At 54.7% G+C, this 16,526-nt stretch carries 6 protein-coding genes; 5 read left to right on the forward strand and 1 reads right to left on the reverse strand.

Annotated features, from left to right (window positions below):
- Positions 1-192: 192 nt before the first annotated feature.
- Positions 193-537 carry a Rossmann-fold NAD(P)-binding domain-containing protein gene (locus tag ACS5NO_RS14565; RefSeq protein WP_439415829.1) on the forward strand — a complete coding sequence of 115 codons (345 nt, stop codon included), beginning with the start codon at positions 193-195 and terminating at the stop codon, positions 535-537.
- A gap of 54 nt (positions 538-591) precedes the next feature.
- Positions 592-927, forward strand: coding sequence for a hypothetical protein (locus ACS5NO_RS14570; RefSeq protein ID WP_439415830.1), 336 nt, complete (start codon positions 592-594; stop codon positions 925-927).
- A 398-nt stretch (positions 928-1,325) separates the two neighbouring features.
- Here ACS5NO_RS14570 and ACS5NO_RS14575 read toward each other — a convergent pair whose 3' ends face one another.
- Positions 1,326-5,399, reverse strand: a complete 4,074-nt coding sequence (locus ACS5NO_RS14575) for a two-component regulator propeller domain-containing protein (protein WP_439415831.1) — start codon at positions 5,397-5,399, stop codon at positions 1,326-1,328.
- A gap of 539 nt (positions 5,400-5,938) precedes the next feature.
- On the opposite strand from ACS5NO_RS14575, the gene ACS5NO_RS14580 reads away from it, so the two are divergent.
- The 3 genes from ACS5NO_RS14580 to ACS5NO_RS14590 all read left to right on the forward strand — a co-directional run bounded on the left by ACS5NO_RS14580 (position 5,939) and on the right by ACS5NO_RS14590 (position 16,192).
- Positions 5,939-9,019: a SusC/RagA family TonB-linked outer membrane protein gene (locus ACS5NO_RS14580; RefSeq protein ID WP_439415832.1), complete on the forward strand. Its 3,081-nt coding sequence runs from the start codon at positions 5,939-5,941 to the stop codon at positions 9,017-9,019.
- 31 nt (positions 9,020-9,050) lie between these two features.
- Positions 9,051-10,673, forward strand: coding sequence for a RagB/SusD family nutrient uptake outer membrane protein (locus ACS5NO_RS14585; RefSeq protein ID WP_439415833.1), 1,623 nt, complete (start codon positions 9,051-9,053; stop codon positions 10,671-10,673).
- Positions 10,674-10,798: 125 nt separating this feature from the next.
- The gene (locus ACS5NO_RS14590; protein ID WP_439415834.1) at positions 10,799-16,192 is read left to right on the forward strand and encodes a cellulose binding domain-containing protein; all 5,394 of its coding nucleotides are present in this window, start codon (positions 10,799-10,801) and stop codon (positions 16,190-16,192) included.
- Positions 16,193-16,526 lie beyond the last annotated feature (334 nt).

Here is a 16,526-nt window from a genome sequence, read left to right on the forward strand (position 1 = left end):
AGAAGGTAATTCCGTAAAACTTGTCGAAACAGTTAGCATTGCATAGGATGCCCCGGCGGTTCACTCTGATCACTTTCTCAATTCACCTCATTTACTATCTAACTCATTATCAAACTCGTACATATAAGGAAATAGGCTATTCCCGTACATAGGGAGAGAGTCCCCTCGTCTATGATTGGCCAGGAAGCCTTTGTGCTCAACGAGTCTTTTGGAATCCTGAAGACTATTTACGACAAACAGGTGCCCATCGAGACCTCGTTTACACTCAACTGGGTCGATGTCAACGACCTAGCGGCTGGCTGCTATGCAGCGATCCGGCGTGGCATCAATGGACACCGCTATATTTTGGCCAATGAGCGGAGCATGACGCTACGGGACACCATAGCCCTGACCAGCCAGCATTTCCCCGATTTGGGCCTGAAGCTGCCCTCTAAAGTTCCCCGCGCGTTTTTATACGCCGTGGCTTGGTCGATGGAGCAAGCCAGCCGATTCACGGGTAAGGCTCCTCAAAACCCGGCAAAACTGGCTATCACATGAGTAGCCAGCCGAAATCAGCCAACTCATTTTTTGATCATCATACACTTACTACTGATGCGAACTGCATTTTTGTTGTCTGTCTGGGCATTGCTCCATAGTTCGGGCTGGGCACAGCCCCTCTCCCAATCGGCAGACTATACCTCGTTTCGCCCGACCACCGTCCGCCGGTCGGCTGAACGTACCCACATTTCCGTTGAAAGCGACCCGGCGTTCTGGGTCGGTACGGTCGGCAACGGCCCCGCGTCTGATGCCAACCTGAATTTTCGGCTGGCCTCCGCACCCCGCTGGCGCTTTGGCCTGCTACGCTACACGGGTACGTGGACGGGTAGCTATGCCCGGACGCTTTTGTTAACGCCTGACTTTCCGAAAGCAAACTGGCAGGTACTGTAGCGAGGGTTAGGCGTAGAAACCCAATACCAGTTTCGGTTCGGCAGGGCACGGGGCGGTCTACAGCCCTGCGTGCGGTTACAATGGAACCAGTTCAACTACCAGCAGCAGGGCACTACGTTGGGCACTGCCAACCACCTGGTTATAACTCCTCAGGTCGGCTTTCAATGGTTTCCGTTTCGCAAACTGGGCCTCTATGTCCTTCCGTGGACGGGCCTGCAAGTGCCGGTAGCTGGCACGGATAAATTACTGGTCAACGGCAGGGAACGATCTACGCGCCAAAACATATTCTTGGCAACCGCTCACGTCGGCTGGGAATTTAGCTTTTGACCCTGAATTCGGACCTTAAGCTTCCAATGAGAGGAAAGAAGTGAGCAAACCCAACGTGTCTGCCTGCAAAATCAAGCTTTATCGTTCGTCGGCAGGTGCTCCGTCGGCGCGTGGCCAAACTGCTTTTTGAAGGCCCGGCTGAAGTAGCTCCGGTCGTTGAAGCCAACCCGGTAACCCGCTTCCGAAACCGTCACCTGACCTGTTTCCAATAACTGGGCCGCCCGCTGTAACCGGATGTAGCGGATGAAGTCCCGCCCCGCCAGGTTGGTCAGGCTTTTGAGTTTGCGGTAGAGCTGCATCTGGCTCATATTCAGCGACTCCTGCAACTGCTCGATATCAAAGTTGGCATCATCGATATGCTCTTCGATGCAGGCCGTGGCCCGCTTTAGAAATGCCTCGTCCACATTTGACAACTTGACATCGCTGGGACGCAGCCATACCTCCTGACCAAAAGCCTGCCGCAGCCGCAGCCGATTGGCCAGGAGGCTTTGCAGACGGCCCCGCAACAGGGTGGCACTGAAGGGCTTGGTGACGTAGTCGTCGGCACCCACATCCAAACCGGCCAACTGACTGGCCATACTTGCTTTCGAGGTCAATAAAATGATCGGAATATGGCTCGTCTTTTCGTCGGTTTTCAGCAGGCGGCATAGCTCGGGGCCTTCCAGCTCCGGCATGATCCAGTCGGTAATGATAGCGTCGGGAATGTGCTTTCGGGCTAATTGCAGCGCCTGCTCACCGTTGGTAGCCGACAAAACCCGAAAACTGGCTCTAAAGAGATCGGTCAGGTAGGCGTTCAGGTCCGAATCATCTTCGGCAATCAGCAGCACCTGCGTCTGGTCAACAGCCTGCCCTGCTGGCAAATCGGGCGTTACCTGATCCGCCAGCAGGACAGGCGCATTGATCTCTTCATCAACCAGCCAGCCAGCCTCAAAAGCGTCGGCCCGGACAGGTATGCATACCGTGAACGAACTGCCTGAACCGGGCGTGCTTGCTACGTCAATACTACCTCCAAGCATCTCAACCAGTTCCCGCGTTAACGAAAGACCAATACCCGTACCCGACGATTTGTTGGTTTGCCCCTGATAAAAGCGCTCAAAAATACGCGACTGCTCTTCAGTCGACATGCCGATACCGGTATCGGTGACCGTCAGGAGTAGCTGATCATCCTGCAAGTGGCCCGTCAAGGCTATTTGCCCCCCGTCTGGGGTATGCTTCACCGAATTCGACAGCAGATTCGTAACAATCTTCTCCGTGAAATCCAGATCGGACCAAACGCTGCGTAGCGCCGGGTCCAGTTGAGTTCTAAGTGATATGCCCTTGGCCTGAGTCATTTCATCGAAGGAGCGCACAATGAATTCAATGTGCTGCAAGAGGTTGTTAAGCCTGATTTGCGGTTTCAAGGCACCATTCTCAAGCTTCGAGAGATCCAGCAACTGATTGATTAACCGAAGCAGCCGGTTGGCGTTGCGGTGCATCACCCGGAACTGGTGTTGTAAGCGGTCCGCTGGCGGCAATTCCTCGGCCAGTAGCTTCTCCAACGGGGTTAGAATCAGGGTTAGGGGCGTTTTAAACTCGTGGGATACGTTCGTGAAAAAACTGGTCTTAGCCTCGTCGAGCTGCCGGATGGCTTGGGTGCGCATCTCCTGAATCTTCACGTCAGCCCTGAGCTTTTCCTGCACCCGGATAATATGCCGGATCAGCACTACGATTCCTGCTAACAGGGCGATGTACAGGAATATAGCCCATTTGGTCTTGAACCAGGGCGGCTGCACAGTGATAAGCAGGTGCTGTTCGGGCCCCCAGGGCTGGTCAGTCTGGGCGGCCTTGAGCCGAAACCGATAACTACCGGGCGATAAGTTGGTATAGGTCGTGTTTTTCTCGGTATCGGTGTAGCGCCAGTTCGGGTCAAATTCATCCAGTTTGTAGGCATAGCGGACGTGGCGGTTCTGGCCCCAGCACAAAGCGCCAAATCCCAGCGTAAAGACGGTTTGCCGGGGAGTCAGAGTGAGTTCGGTTGTCTGGGCGAGTTCTGCTGCAAGGGGGGAATCGGCTCCACCGACCTCTACCGGTTTGTTGAACAGGGCTAAGTCGGCCAAATAAGCCCGGGGGGGCGGCAGCGGTTTGGAAAACTGGTCGGGATGCACCAACACCAATCCCTGCGTGCTGGCAAAAGCAAGGTCGCCATTGGGTAGCCGAACACTGCCGGGATTGACAAATTCACGGGTCGGTAAGCCATCGGTCTCGCCATAAACAGCCATCCGGCCGCTCGAACGGTTCAGGCGCGTGAGACCTTCGGTCGTACTGATCCAAAGGTTGCCGTGGCTATCCTCTTCCATGGCCGCAATCATATCACCCGATAAGCCGTTTTGCTTGGTGTATGTAGTAAACGTTTCGCTTCCGGGCCGCCTGCGATTAACGCCGGCGCCATTCGTACCCACCCACAGGTCACCCGCCGAATCTTCGAACAGGCAGGTAATGTGATTTTCGCTGAGACCACTGGTTTGGGCCGTAATCTGCCGAATATGCCCGCTTCGCCGGTCCCAGACAATCAGCCCTTGGTCGTAGGTGCCGAACCAGAGCCGATCCTGATCGTCCTCCCACAAACAGGTGAACGTGATAAAGGGTGGTACGTGCAGAATGCGATGAATGGGACCCAATGTATCGATCCGGTTTTGCCCGGGAGTAAAGGCAAATAGGTGCTGGTCGCTCCGAATCATCCAGACTCCTCCCGCTCGCTTGTGCGCAAACGCGGCCACGTGCCGATCGGGAGGGCCGGGTAGCGTCAGGCGTTTAAGACCCTTCTGAGCATCGTACAGACCGACTCCACCTTTCCAGAGGCTAACATATAGATGTCCGCTCCGGTCGGTAAACATTCGGTAGACGTCATGGGTGCCAAACGCAGCTGGAATGGGTACGGCTTCAACCGGTCGACTGTCATTCGGTATACGCAGTAGCCCGCGCACGGACCCCACCCACAGGTTTCCGGCGGTATCGGTGGTTACAGCCGAGACTTTGGGGGTTAACAGTCGGCGGGGTCCAATGGGGCGCTGACTAATGACTTCGAGCCGGGGCGGGTCGGCATACCATACATTCAGGCCACCTTCCCAGGTACCCACCCATACGTTACCCCGCCGGTCGGTCAGCAACGACTGAACCGCATGGGTCGATAAGCTAGACTCATCGTTCGGGTCTGCCCGCAGGATTTGCACTGGAGACGGCTGGTCTGGAGAAAAGCGTCGGATACCGTCGTCGGTGCCAATCCAGATCGCATGGTTTTTGTCTTCGGTGATGGCGGTAATCATGTTGTCACTTCGTTCCGAATTGACCTCCCCATAGAGCCTGGCTATTTGGCCGCTACGCTCATCCAACGTATAAAGCCCCTGGTTACGGGAGGCCAGCAGTAGTTGCCCCGACTGCGTGCGAAAAATCGCCGTTATCCGCTTCGGCATACCCGACTGTTGGGCCGCAACAGGCAAGCGATAGGTGTTAGCCAACTGACCGGCGGGGCTGAACCGAACCAGGAGTCCATCATCCATACCAAACCACAGACTACCATCCCGGTCGGTTAGGGCGCAGGTTACCACATTGGCCGCTCCTGCTGATTTGGGCAACAGAAACCGGCTTGCCTGATTGGTTTTCGTATCGACAACCAGCCAGCCGCTGCCCAGGGTTCCGGCCCAGACACGTCCTTGCCGGTCGGTCGCCAGGCAGGAGATACTCCACTGACTGACGTCAATCCCGGCGGTGGTTCGTTCAATATGCGTGAACGTGCGCCCGTCGGGGTTGAGCCGCTGTAGACCCCGCGAATACGTACCCACCCAGAGGTGGCTGGCCAAATCCTCCCCCAAAGCCACCACATCGCCCCCCCGAAGACTATTCGGTTCGCCGTGACGATGGCGGAAGGTACGAAACGATTGGCCGTCGTAGCGGTTAAGCCCGTCGCGGGTAGCGATCCAGAGAAAACCCTGTCGATCCTGATAGATGGACCGAACCGTACTGTGGGTTAGCCCCTGAGGGGGACCAAGGCGCTCGAAATGAACCAGTCGATCCTGAGCCTTGACCCGGATGCTCCAACCCATTACCCCTAAGATCAGACTGACGAAAAGTAAACGGTATTGCCGAAGGGTGAGCGACAAGGCAACCATAATGAGCTGAATTAACTATTAATTGCTTGATACCTATCCTTTATAAAAGACAAACATTTCCATTTCTACCGGTAAACCATTCTTATTCAAAAAACCAGCGTGAACCGGGCCTATCGCCCGGATACGAATCTAAACAGTGTGTTGGTCACTTGTATTGAAGGTTTAACGATTATCCTGCATTTCTTCCTAAAAAAATAGTAAGAAAAGGTGCCCGAAAGGCCCGAGTTGCAAACTGGAGACAACAGTTTGCAAACCCGGTGAACGCCCAAATGCTGCACTTCTCCGACTTTTGTTGACCAATTCCGACATAAAATATAAAGCTTTTCAGTTACTAGTGGTTTATGCTTCCTTTCCGTCGAGCCTTGGTTCGCTTCCGTTCATCGAATCGGTTCTCCAATCTTGTCTGGATCGAATACCTGCTCGCGGGTCTTCTGCTGGTTGTGGTTGTTTTTCTCATGTTTCTATTTTTTAATCCTTAATCAATTTTTAGTATGACTAAACGAATACCTCCGTTCTACAGGCATTTTTCGAACAGGCTCATGATTGGCCTCCTGATGGTGCTGGGACTGACCAACGCGGCTTTGGCCCAAACCGTATCCGGCCGGATTACTTCGGCTGATAAAAACGAGCCCCTGCCGGGTGTGAGCATCGTGTTAAAAGGCACCACTTTGGGCACGACCACCGACAATGACGGCCGCTACCGGCTTAACGTATCGGGCAACAACCCGACCCTGGTTGTGAGCTTTATCGGCTACACCCGCCAGGAAATTGTGGTGGGCAGTCGTTCAGTAATCGATGTGTCCATACAGCAAGACGACAAGTCGCTGGACGAAGTGGTGGTGGTGGGCTATGGCACCCAGAGGAAGGTCAATCTGACCGGGGCCGTTTCGACCGTTGATGCTAAATCCCTTCAGAACCGGCCCTCTACCAGCCTGGCCAATGCCTTGCAGGGCGTAACGCCGGGTCTGAACATCACGCGCCAGAGCGGACAACCGGGTAATGAAACGGTGAATCTCCAGATTCGGGGGGTGACTTCCGCCAACGGGAATGTAAATCCGCTCGTGATTCTGGACGGAGTTAGCGTGCCTATTTCAACCATGACCACCATGAACCCCAACGATGTCGAAAGCATCAGTGTGCTGAAAGATGCTGCTGCCGCTGCGATCTACGGCGCTCAGGCGGCCGGTGGGGTTATCCTGATTACCACCAAAAAGGGCAAATCGGGCAAAGTGACCTTCGACTACCTGGCGCAGTATGGTGTTGATTGGGCCATCAACCTTCCCGATCGGATGAGCCTGCTCGATGAAGCTCTCTATTCCAATCTGGCGCGCCAGAATTCAGGAAGTGCGCCGGAATACACCAACGATGACCTGCAACGCATCCGCGACAATGTTCCTTACGTGGTGAACCCCGCCGACACAGGTTCTTATCTGTACTACAACCAGCAGCCGCTGGCCGATCAGATTCTGCGCAAGTATACCTCCATGCGGACACATAACCTGACGGCACGTGGTGGCACAGACAAAATTAACTTCCTAATCTCGGGAGGTTATTATGAAAAGCAGGGCGTTTTTAAAGTAGGTCCTGACAATATGAAACGCTACAACCTGCGGGTCAACCTGGGCGCTCAGCTAACGAAACACATCTCCCTCGACACCCGGCTTTCGTATACCCTGGAGCAAACCCGACGGGCTTCGGCCGATGCCAACGGGAGTTATGGTTTGTTGAACTATGCGTTACGCTGGCGCAACCGAAATCCTTTTTTAACGCCGGAGGGACGCTACAACGGAATCGGATCGGGATCGCTGGCCCTGCCTTTGCAAGAAGCGGGTGGGTACAATAACTACAACCGCAATTTCTTTGACGGGGTCGTTACCTTGCAGGCCGCCAATTTTGTAAAAGGCTTAAACCTGCGGGCCATAGCCGGAACGCAGTATCGACCTGCTTACCGCGAAATATTTAACCGAACCATACCCTTGTGGGCTAAATCACGCATCACCTCTTACGTTAATCCGGTCAACTCCTACCAGGTGAGCAATGAACTGACGAAAAACACCAACATTCAGTTACTGGCTAACTATGACTTTAAAGTCGGGGGAAATCACAACTTTGGTTTCTTTGCGGGCTATCAGTGGGAAGAATTTCGCTACCAATCCGCCTACGCCAGTGCCTCCAACCTGGTCAGCAACGACCTGCCGACCCTGAATCTGGGTGATGATAAGACGAAGGTGGCCACACAGGACGTGCAAACCAATGCGTTTCAGTCGGTTTTTGGCCGCTTTAATTATAATTATGCCGACAAGTACCTGATTGAGGCTACCCTGCGGCAGGACGAAAGCTCCCGTCTGGCACCCGGCTTACGCCGTAAGGTTTTCCCGTCGGCATCAGCAGGCTGGAACATGCACCGCGAAAGCTGGTTTGGCAACGCCCTGTCCTTCGTTTCCGAGTTTAAGCTACGGGGTTCCTGGGGCCGTCTGGGGGGCGCCCTCGGTACGAACATCGGTAACTATGACTTCCTGAATCAGCTCAGTCGGAATTCGAACCTGGTCCTGGGCAACTCGCGCACGACGTACGTCTTTCAGGGGTCGCTTCCTTCGTCGAGCCTGTCGTGGGAAACCATCGAAACGACCAATGGCGGGATTGATCTGGGCTTCTTTGAGAACCGGTTGCAGTTCACCGGCGACTACTACGTCAAGTATAACCGTAATATGCTCACTCCGCAGCAGTTGCCCGGCACCATTGGCATCAGTACGCCCCGCAAAAATAATGGCGAGCTCAAATCGTGGGGCTGGGAAACCGAAGTTCGCTTTCGCGACCGCATTGGTAAAGACTTCAACTACTCAGTGGCGGTTAACTTTTCCGATAACCAGAACCGGTTGCAGAGCTATTCGGGTCGCACCGTCGTATCGGCCGGCACCAATAACCTGATTGAGGGTTACCCGATCAACACGATCTGGGGGTATCAGACGGCCGGTTATTTCCAGACCGCCGATGAAGTAAAATCCTCGGCTTTCCAGGACAACCGGGCGGGTGCGGGTGATGTCAAGTACGTGGATCAGAACGGCGATGGTCGTCTGACCTGGGGAAAAGGCACGGCAGCCGACCATGGTGACCTAATCCTGGTAGGCAGTACCCAGCCGCGCTACCTCTTTGGGGTAACGTTGAGCGCCCAGTGGAAAGGTTTTGACCTGACCGTCTTTGTGCAAGGCGTAGGCAAACGCAACTATTTACCAACGCAGGAATCCGTTGCGCCACTGATGGTTACCTGGAAACAGCCGCTGGCTATTCACAGCGATTACTGGACGCCCGAAAACCCCAATGCGCTTTTCCCCCGACCGTTCGTGGCGGCAACACACAACTATGTGTCCTCCGACAAATGGGTGATGAATGCCAGTTACATGCGGTTAAAAAACCTGCAATTTGGCTATACGCTTCCCACCACCCTGACGCAGAAAATTGGTGTCAGCCAGGCTCGCTTCTTCTTTTCGGGGCAGGATCTGCTTACCATCTCCGGTTTAGGCAAGTTCCAGGGTTATTATGATCCGGAAATGCGTGATGGGGTTGAGAACGACTACCCTTTCTTTTCGACCGCTTCGGTTGGCTTAAATCTTTCTTTCTAACCGCCGTTTGTGCTCAAAACAGGTTCATTTCATGAAATCCATATTTAAATCTATCGGTCTGGCGTTGACCATGATGGCGGCTTTGCCTGCCTGCGAAATTGACCGCCTACCCGAAACCTCCATCAGCGACCAGACGTTCTGGCGCTCGGAAGCCGATCTCAGATCAGCGGCTAACTATCTGTACACATTTCTGCCTGGCTGGGCTACCGACGACGTCTGGTCCGACGATGCTTTCGGATCGTCGGCCAATAGCATCAGCGACGGTTCGCGCCTGGCCCCGGCTACGGACGGGAGTTATAACAATAACTACAACCTGATCCGGGTGGCCAACAACATCGTCGAAAAAGCGTCCAGGGCCGCTTCGACTACCTCCACAGCAGTGATTGACCGGTACTTGGCAGAGGCCCGGTTTTTTCGAGCCTGGGGCTATTACAACCTGTTCCAACGCTACGGAGGTGTACCGCTTATTCTGAAAACACTCGACGACAATTCACCCGAATTACAGGCACCGGCCAACACCCGTAGCGAGGTGATTGCCCAGATTTATCAGGACCTTGATTTTGCGGCTCAGAAATTGCCCACACCCACGGCGCTGGGCAATGCGGACTACGGCCGCATCAGCAATACCGCAGCGCTGGCGTTTAAAGCCCGGGTAGCGCTGTTTGAGGGGACAAGGTCTAAATTTCATAGCTATGGCAACCCTGCAACGCACCTGCAAGCCGCCCTGGATGCATCGAAATCAGTTATTGACAGCAAGCAACATGATCTGTTCAGCGGCAGCTATTTCGATTTGTTCCAGTTGGCGGGCAAAGGTCGGCAAAACCGGGAGAACGTACTGGTACGGCCATACGGGGTATCGCCCACCGAACAGGTAAGTACCCACAATTACTACCGAAGTGCGCTTGAAGGGGGTACGCTGACGCCAACGAAGGCCCTGGCGGATGCGTACCTGATGAAGGATGGGTTGCCCATCACCAAGTCGCCCCTGTATAAAACACCCCAACGGTCGATCGAAGTGTTTCAAAACCGCGACGAGCGGATGAATGCCACGTTTCTGAAAGCAGGCGACAGTTACATGGTGACCAAGCCGATCTACGATGTAGCTGATTTATCCCGACAGCGAACGGGCTTCACCTTCCGTAAAACCGCTAACCTCGATGACTGGAACACCCAGACCTCACTGGTCGACCGCCCCCTGCTGCGGTATGCGGAAGTCCTTTTGATCTACGCCGAGGCCACGTATGAGTTGAATAACAGCATCAGCGATACCGATCTGGATCTGTCGGTCAATCGGCTGCGGCAGCGGGGAGGGTTACCTAAACTATCGGAGGCATTTATCAAGGTTAACGGCCTGACCATGCGCGACGAGCTGCGCCGGGAGCGCCGGGTGGAACTGGCACAGGAAGGCTTCCGTTACTGGGACCTGATCCGGTGGAAAACCGCCGAAGTCGAACTGCCTAAACCGGTAATCGGCAACTACTTCTTTAGAAGTGAGTTCGGCTCCGTCGCCACCCCTCAGTTGACCCCCGATAACTACATTCTGGTTCAGGCTGCTACCTTCCGCAAGTTCGATCCGGCAAAGGATTATTTATGGCCGCTTCCCATCAATGAAATAGCCCTGAACCCTGCCCTTAAGCAAAATTCAGGCTGGTAAGTGCTGGATGTACCCGTGAACAGCGTGCTTTTTAGTAAACCACAAGCACGCTGTTCAATCTTCCTTTATCCTACGCTGATCTACTTGCTATTTAGTTCACCCTTTTCCTTTATTCATATTCAACGATGAGAAAAACGATGTTTGCGGTCGTTGCCGGGCTTGCTATGCTCAGTAACTCCGCCCTCGCCCAACGCGATCCGCTCAAGTGGCCCTTCGCCAAAACGTCCATCTGGAACATTCCCATCCACAACAATGCGGTCTATGCGCCCGCTGGTATTCAGGATGCGAGCTACTTTGATGCCGATGAAGACATTATCATTCTGCGGCCCGGCGCACCCCTGATGAAGGTGGAAACCAACTACGCAGGCTGGTCGAACAAGGACCGTTGCCCGGTGGAAGGCCCTACCTTGTTTTCGGCCCCCATTCCAACTGATTACATCTACGATAAAACCGTTTGGTCAGGTAACACCCCCAATGCCGGGGTTTCGATCTTACAGCCAGACGGTAAAATCTGGCAGGCTCAGCCGTTTGCCAAATGTGGTACCGACGTAGCCACCGCCTTGTATAAGTGGGCCCCCAATGGCTGTGTGCTTACCGGGGAATGTATCGAAGGGGCGCATGGCGGCAGCCATCTGTCAGCCATCGGCGGCACCATCCGCGTGGGTGAATTCTCGTCCGGACAAATCCGACACGCGATTAAGATCAATCTATTTGGGAAAGAAAACTTTTATAAAGATGCGTTGGGCGGATACCGCTGGCCAGCCACCAATCAGGATGGCGGCTATAACGATCCGACGGCCTATAACTACTACGGCGGCACGAACCCTGAAATGAAGATCGGGGCACTGCTGGCGCTGAACAAAGATGTGGTGCTCAACAGCGTGAGCGACAACAGCCTGGGCCTGAAAACAGAGGCCGGTCTGATTCTGGCCCGCGCCATGCGCGACTACGGCGCTTACACGGTCGATAACACCGCAGGGGATTTCTACGCCTTTATTACCGAAACCGGCCCGGATGGCTCAGTAGCGAATGAGTTCAAGCAACGCTACGGCTACAGCATTAATGGGAGTCTGGGCAGTAATGAATGGACCAGCGACATCAGGATACTGTTTAAAAGCCTGTACGTCATCACCAACAACACCCAGGGCAATCCGGGTGGTGGGCCCGTCAGCGACCTGACCAACCGCCGGGCACCAGCCGCCCCTGATTTTTCGCCCGCCAAAACGTTCAGGATCATGCCCCTGGGCGATTCCAAAACCGAAGGTGGTGGGGGTGGAAACGCCCAAAGCAGCTGGCGGGGTTTCCTGCGTACCCGGCTGATCCGCAATGGCTACAAAATCGACTACGTGGGCGACCGTCAGAATCTTGCCGAGGGCGACACCCTCCCCAACGACAAGGACCACGCCGGTCGGGGAGGCTACACCATCGGTCCCGACATCAACAAATTTTGCCCGACCTGCGAAACGACCGGACTTTTTGAGCATATCCAGAATTACCTGCCCCAGGCTAATCCGGACATTGTGCTGCTGGCTATTGGCGTCAACGATATGTTCGGAGACAACATCCACGTACCCGGCTACCGGGAATCGGCTCCGCAGCGCTACCAGGATTTGGTCAATAAGATTCTGCAACTCAAGCCGGGCGTTCGGTTGGTCCTGGGCACCATCGAGCCGGTCAAGTGGGATAAGAACTGGGGCAGCAATCCCAATGACCAGAGTCTGGGGGCACTCAACGCCAAGATTCGCGAAATTGCCAACGCCAGCGCGACCGACAACATCTTTCTGGCCGACATCTACCAGAAGATGCTGGCCACCTGGGATCCCGGTGATTTCTTCGATGATCTGCACCTGAGCAAGCAGGGCGCTACCAAAGACGCCAACGCCTGGTTCGAGGCACTGGTGCCGGTTTTGAACAACACGCCGGACAACGTGGCACCCACCGTTACGTTGACATCGCCGGCTCAGAGCGCGACGTTTAACGCACCGGCCACCATCAATCTGACCGCTACAGCCAGTGATTCAGACGGCAGCGTGACCAAAGTGGAGTTCTACAACGGTTCGACAAAAGTTGGTGAAGCCACCACGGCTCCGTTCCAGTATAGCATGACGAATGTGGACGAGGGAACCTACGCCTTCAAAGCCGTGGCCGCCGACGACCTGTTTGCCACCACCTCTTCAGCCATCGATACGGTGACGGTCAAGTCGACGGATGGGTACGTCAAATTCACCGGTACGGGTATCGGCTCACCAGGCTCCTACGAAAACAACGGCAAGACCTTTGCCAAAGCACTCGACGGTGATCTTACCACCTATTTTGATGGCGCTACGGCCTCCGGCCAGTGGGTAGGCATCGACATGGGCGTCGCAAAAACGGTCAGAAAAGCACGAATTGTGCCCCGGACGGCCTGGGCGCTGCGGATTGTGAACGGTAAGATACAGGGCTCCAACTCGCCCGACTTTGCCAGCCCGGTTGACCTGTACACATTTAGTCAGACGCCCATCGAGGGGTTCCATACCACGGCCCGCTTTACCAACCCAGGTCTATACCGGTATTACCGTTTTCTATCACCGAGTACCGCCTACGGCAACATCAGTGAGGTAGAGTTCTGGGGTAATGCCAACGACCCGACCAGTCAGGCACCGGTTTGTAAAATCGACTCGTTGCTTAATAATACCCGCTACGCACCGGGTTCGAACATCAACCTGACCGCTACCGCCAGTGACCCCGACGGCACGATCACCAAAGTCGATTTTTTCAGCGGAACGGCGCTGGTCGGCACCTCAACGGCGGCTCCGTATACCTTCCTGTGGACGAACGTACCCTTGGGTGTCTATTTCGTTACTGCCCGGGCCACCGACAATACCGGCGTTACCAAAGTCTCCGATGCGGTCAAGATCACGGTCGACGGCCTGGGGTCCGATGTGCTCTATGCGGAGGATTACAATACCAACACGGCTGTCGGCTGGGTTGCCAACGGAGGTACGTGGACGGCCGCAAACCAGCGCTACGAAAGTACCAACACCAACGGCGAATTTACGTCGTTCTACAACGGCGCTTCGTTTACCAACTACTCGTATTCTGTGGACGCGACGGCCAGTTGGGATAATAACATCGGGGTTGTGTTCAACTACCAGAACACCAATAACTATTACATCGTGGTCTTCAACTCAAAGTCAAAAACAGTGGAGTTGAAAAAAAAGGTGAATGGCGTATTAACCACAATTGCCTCGACTACGTTTACCGGGGGCGGCACGGGGGCCATCCATGCCATTTCGATCACCAACAACGGCAGCACAACGACGGTTAAAATCAACGGCAACACGGTATTTACCAACGTCAGTACAACCGATTTTGCGGGTGGTAAAATTGGCCTGTACTCGTTCTACTGTCCGGCCCGTTTCGATAATGTCATCGTTCGGTCGGTCAACGCCCTGCCCACCGTGGCCCTCACCAGCCCGGCTACCAACGCCACGTTTACGGCCCCGGCTACCCTTACCCTGACGGCCTCGGCCAGTGCCAGTAGCGGCAGTGTGAGTAAAGTCGAGTTTTATAACGGCACCACCCTGCTTGGTTCGGCAACCGCCAGCCCCTACACATTCGCGTGGACGAACGTGCCGGCTGGTGCGTACGTGCTGACGGCCAAAGTTACCGACAACACCAGTGCCACGGCAACGTCTTCGCCGGTGTCGGTAACCGTGGGAACGGCTACGGCGCAGGATGCTGTTTCGTTCAACAAACCGCCCCTGGTGGTGAATCCGGGCCAAACGTACACGGTCAATGTTAATTATGTAGCGACTAAAACGCGCATCATCGACGTATACCTGTTCAATGCCCAGTGGCAAAAAATTGCTTCTAAAAATGTACAGGTTGCTATAGGTTCTGGCACGCAAGCTGTCAGCATCACCGTTCCGGCCAACGCAGTTCCCATTACGGGCGGCATCTGGTCGGTCAACCTGTGGGCCAGCGACTGGTCGGCAACCATCAAGTCGGGGTCAACGACTGGCATACGTGTGAATACGGCTCCGACCGTTAGTCTGACTTCGTCCCCTGAAAGTGCCACGTTCACGGCGGGCACTTCTGTTGCGCTAACGGCCACGGCCAGCGACCCGGACGGATCGGTGAAAAAAGTGGAATTTTATAACGGCACCACGCTCCTTGGCGCGGCTAACACATCGCCCTACGCTTTTACCTTAACCAACGTATCAGCCGGTACGTACACGTTAACGGCAAAAGCGACCGACAATGACAGCCTGGCGGTTACCTCCAGCGTCCGGAACTTTACCGTGCTGGCGGCTCCTTCGGCGAAAGTACGGGTGCTGCACAAGGATGTCGACAACAACGCAGGCAACAACGTGATTAAGCCGACGTTTCAGATCGTCAACGAGGGCGATGCACCGCTGGTGTATAGCCAGCTTACGCTCCGTTACTGGCTGACAGTGGAGAATTTTGCCCCGCTGTCCAACCTGTCGGTCTATTACGCGCAGCTTGGCAACAGCAACGTCAAGATGCGGTATGTAGCGCTGGACAAACCCCGACAGGGAGCCTGGGGCTACATCGAATACCGCTTCGAGGAGTCGGCGGGTCAGTTGGCCCCCGGTGGTAATTCGGGCGAGATCCAGACGGGTATTGCCAAGCAGAACAACACCACCGTCAATGAAGCCGACGACTACTCCTATGCCAACGCACCGATGCTGGTGGCGAACGAGCATATAACGGGCTACCTCAATGGAATACTGGCCTGGGGAACGGAACCCGCCGAGGTGGCGACTCAGCAGCAGGTAAAGGTCTATACCGATAATCGCCCAGTTGGTGCCAACACCATCAACACCTATTTGCAGGTTCGCAACGAGGGTAATGTACCGGTGAACTATCAGGACATCAAGGTTCGGTACTACCTGACGGCCGATGCCAATCCGGATAAGCTCCGGTTCTACCTCGACTATGCGCTCGTCGGTAATTCGAATGTCACGGGCCGGTTTGTCAAGCTGGACCCGGCACAAGCCAACGCGGATGCCTACCTGGAACTGAGCTTCAACACCAGCATGGGGGCACTTTATCCGGCCAGTAACACCGGCGACGTTCAATACCGGATTGCCAAGGATGACTGGACGGATTTCAACAAGAGCAACGATTACTCGACCGTAGCCGGAAGTGGTTCTGTAGAGAACAATCGGGTGGTAATCTATCTGGCGGGTCAACGGATTTGGGGTCAGGAGCCGGGCAGTGGTGCCCGCATCGGGTCGGCGGAAGTTACGGAAGCACCGCTGCAAGTGACGCTCCTGAGTAATCCGGTAAGCGGCCCGGAAATAACGGTAGAAGTACGGGGCGCTGGCGGGCAATCCCTACAGCTACACCTGACCGACACCAACGGTAAAACCGTGGGAAACCGTTCCATCGAGCAGCACCGGCCGGTAGAGCAGCACCGGCTCTACATCGGTCAGCAGGCGACGGGGTTCCTCCTGCTGCGGGTGAGCACCCCTACGCAGACCAGAACCGTAAAGGTGCTGAAGGCGAATTAAGTCGACTGAATTAAGCCTGAACCGGCCAATAAGCAACGTTAATAGCTGCTTATTGGCCGGTTCAGGCTTTACCAGTTTAGGGGAATTAGTACCAGCTACCTGTTGGCTGCAGACTGCTAGTGGCAGGCTGGACTCAGGTATGTTTAAGCCCACCCACGTCGAACTGATTCCTTCGTAATTTCTTAACATATGTCAAGTAGATTTGGTAAAGTGTAGCTGACCTTTGTGGACAAACTTTCTGAAAAGCGCACAACAACACACCGAGTTAAGTCGTTAACAATCAACATCCTATTGTCAATCACAAAGAATTATCGGACCTACAGGTAAAAAGTAA

Origin of the sequence: Larkinella fluvii, assembly GCF_051857545.1 — a bacterium.
In the GTDB taxonomy this organism is placed as follows: domain Bacteria; phylum Bacteroidota; class Bacteroidia; order Cytophagales; family Spirosomataceae; genus Larkinella.